At 55.8% G+C, this 3,024-nt stretch carries 1 tRNA gene and 2 rRNA genes (1 of these 3 running past the window's edge); all 3 read left to right on the forward strand.

What is annotated here, in order from left to right:
- Positions 1-2,697, forward strand: a 23S ribosomal RNA gene (locus HNO79_RS16205) (it extends 42 nt beyond the left edge of the window).
- A gap of 113 nt (positions 2,698-2,810) precedes the next feature.
- Positions 2,811-2,926, forward strand: a 5S ribosomal RNA gene (gene rrf, locus HNO79_RS16210).
- A 21-nt stretch (positions 2,927-2,947) separates the two neighbouring features.
- A tRNA-Met gene (locus tag HNO79_RS16215) sits at positions 2,948-3,024 on the forward strand.

The following is a 3,024-nucleotide window of genomic DNA, read 5'->3' on the forward strand; positions in this document are numbered from 1 at the left end:
GAGGCGATGAAAGACGTGGCACGCTGCGAAAAGCCATGGGGAGCCGCGAGCAGGCTTTGATCCGTGGGTATCTGAATGGGGAAACCCACCCAGCGATGGGTATCATGTTCTGAATACATAGGGACATGAGGCGAACCCGGGGAACTGAAACATCTAAGTACCCGGAGGAAAAGACATCAATTGAGATTCTGCTAGTAGTGGCGAGCGAACGCGGAACAGGCCAGTGGTCATTTTTGAAGAAGCAGAACGGAATGGAAAGTCCGGCCATAGCGGGTGATAGCCCCGTATGCGTAGTGTCAGGAATGATCCTTGAGTAGGGCGGGACACGTGAAATCCTGTCTGAACATGGGGGGACCACCCTCCAAGCCTAAATACTCCCTGGTGACCGATAGTGAACAAGTACCGTGAGGGAAAGGTGAAAAGCACCCCGACGAGGGGAGTGAAAGAGACCTGAAACCGAATGCCTACAAGCAGTCGGAGCCTCTTATGGGGTGACGGCGTACCTTTTGTATAATGGGTCAGCGAGTTTCTGTTTGCAGCAAGCTTAAGCCGATAGGTGTAGGCGCAGCGAAAGCGAGTCTGAATAGGGCGACGAGTTGCTGGCAGAAGACCCGAAACCGAGTGATCTAGCCATGGCCAGGCTGAAGGTGCGGTAACACGCACTGGAGGGCCGAACCCACGCCTGTTGAAAAAGTCGGGGATGAGCTGTGGCTAGGGGTGAAAGGCCAATCAAACTCGGAAATAGCTGGTTCTCCGCGAAATCTATTGAGGTAGACCGTCTGGTATTACCCCGGGGGGTAGAGCACTGGATGGGCTAGGGGGGCCCAAAGCCTTACCAAACCTAACCAAACTCCGAATACCCGGAAGTATGAGCCAGGCAGACAGACAGTGGGTGCTAAGGTCCATTGTCGAGAGGGAAACAGCCCAGACCACCAGCTAAGGCCCCCAAATCGTGGCTAAGTGGGAAAGGATGTGGGGATTCCAAAACAACCAGGAGGTTGGCTTAGAAGCAGCCATCCTTTAAAGAAAGCGTAATAGCTCACTGGTCTAATAGAAACCCTGCGCCGAAAATGTAACGGGGCTCAAGCCACGTGCCGAAGCTGTGGGTGCATACTATGTATGCGCGGTAGCGGAGCGTTCCGTAGGTCTGTGAAGGAGACGGGGTGACCCTCTCTGGAGATATCGGAAGTGCGAATGCTGACATGAGTAGCGACAAACAGTGCGAGAAACACTGTCGCCGAAAGTCCAAGGGTTCCTGCGCAAGGTTAATCCGCGCAGGGTGAGCCGGCCCCTAAGGCGAGGGCGAAAGCCGTAGTCGATGGAAACCGGGCAAATATTCCCGGGCCTGCCAGAAGTGACGAATACAATATGTTGTCGGGTCTTATCGGATTGATCCGGCTTTTGGAGTATTCCAGGAAATAGCTCTGGCATATAGACCGTACCCGAAACCGACACAGGTGGACTGGTAGAGAATACCAAGGCGCTTGAGAGAACGATGCTGAAGGAACTAGGCAAATTACTTGCGTAACTTCGGGATAAGCAAGACCCGTCAGTGGGCAACCATTGGCGGGTGGCACAGACCAGGGGGTAGCGACTGTTTAGTAAAAACACAGGGCTGTGCGAAGTCGAGAGACGACGTATACGGCCTGACGCCTGCCCGGTGCCGGAAGGTTAAGAGGAGGTGTGCAAGCACCGAATTGAAGCCCCGGTAAACGGCGGCCGTAACTATAACGGTCCTAAGGTAGCGAAATTCCTTGTCGGGTAAGTTCCGACCTGCACGAATGGCGTAACGACTTCCCCGCTGTCTCCAGCATCGGCTCAGCGAAATTGAATTCCCCGTGAAGATGCGGGGTACCCGCGGTCAGACGGAAAGACCCTATGAACCTTTACTGCAGCTTTGCAGTGGCATCAGAGACATTCTGTGTAGGATAGGTGGGAGGCTTTGAAACCGGGGCGCCAGTTCCGGTGGAGCCATCCTTGAAATACCACCCTGACTGTTTCTGATGTCTAACCGAGGCCTGTTAGCCAGGTCCGGGACCCTGCATGGTGGGCAGTTTGACTGGGGCGGTCGCCTCCCAAAGTGTAACGGAGGCGCGCGATGGTGGGCTCAGGTCGGTCGGAAACCGACTGTCGAGTGCAATGGCATAAGCCCGCCTGACTGTGAGAGTGACAGCTCGATCAGAGACGAAAGTCGGCCATAGTGATCCGGTGGTCCCGCGTGGAAGGGCCATCGCTCAACGGATAAAAGGTACTCTAGGGATAACAGGCTGATCTCCCCCAAGAGTCCACATCGACGGGGAGGTTTGGCACCTCGATGTCGGCTCATCACATCCTGGGGCTGGAGCAGGTCCCAAGGGTTCGGCTGTTCGCCGATTAAAGTGGTACGTGAGCTGGGTTTAGAACGTCGTGAGACAGTTCGGTCCCTATCTGCCGTGGGTGTTGGAGACTTGAGAGGATTTGTCCCTAGTACGAGAGGACCGGGATGAACATACCTCTGGTGCACCGGTTGTCGCGCCAGCGGCACAGCCGGGTAGCTAAGTGTGGACGGGATAACCGCTGAAAGCATCTAAGCGGGAAACCCACCTCAAAACAAGGTCTCCCCGAGGGCCGTGATAGACCATCACGTCAATAGGCCAGGTGTGGAAGCGCAGTAATGCGTGCAGCTAACTGGTCCTAATCGCCCAACAGGCTCATTCCATCGCCCCCTCAAAAGGGCATCACACATGCACAGCAGTCATCCACTCTTCAACACAGTAACAGCACCAACCCATCACATCCTCTCAGCCCCATAAAACGGGATGACTGGATGACCTGGTGGCCATGGCGGGGAATGATCCACCCGATCCCATCCCGAACTCGGCCGTGAAAACCCCCAGCGCCCATGATACTGTGCCTCAAGGCACGGGAAAGTCGGTCGCCGCCAGGTCTTCCAGTCACCCCTCACCACCGCGGGGTGGAGCAGCCCGGTAGCTCGTCAGGCTCATAACCTGAAGGCCGCAGGTTCAAATCCTGCCCCCGCAACCA

The organism is Komagataeibacter oboediens (assembly GCF_018491655.1).
In the GTDB taxonomy this organism is placed as follows: Bacteria; Pseudomonadota; Alphaproteobacteria; order Acetobacterales; family Acetobacteraceae; genus Komagataeibacter; species Komagataeibacter oboediens.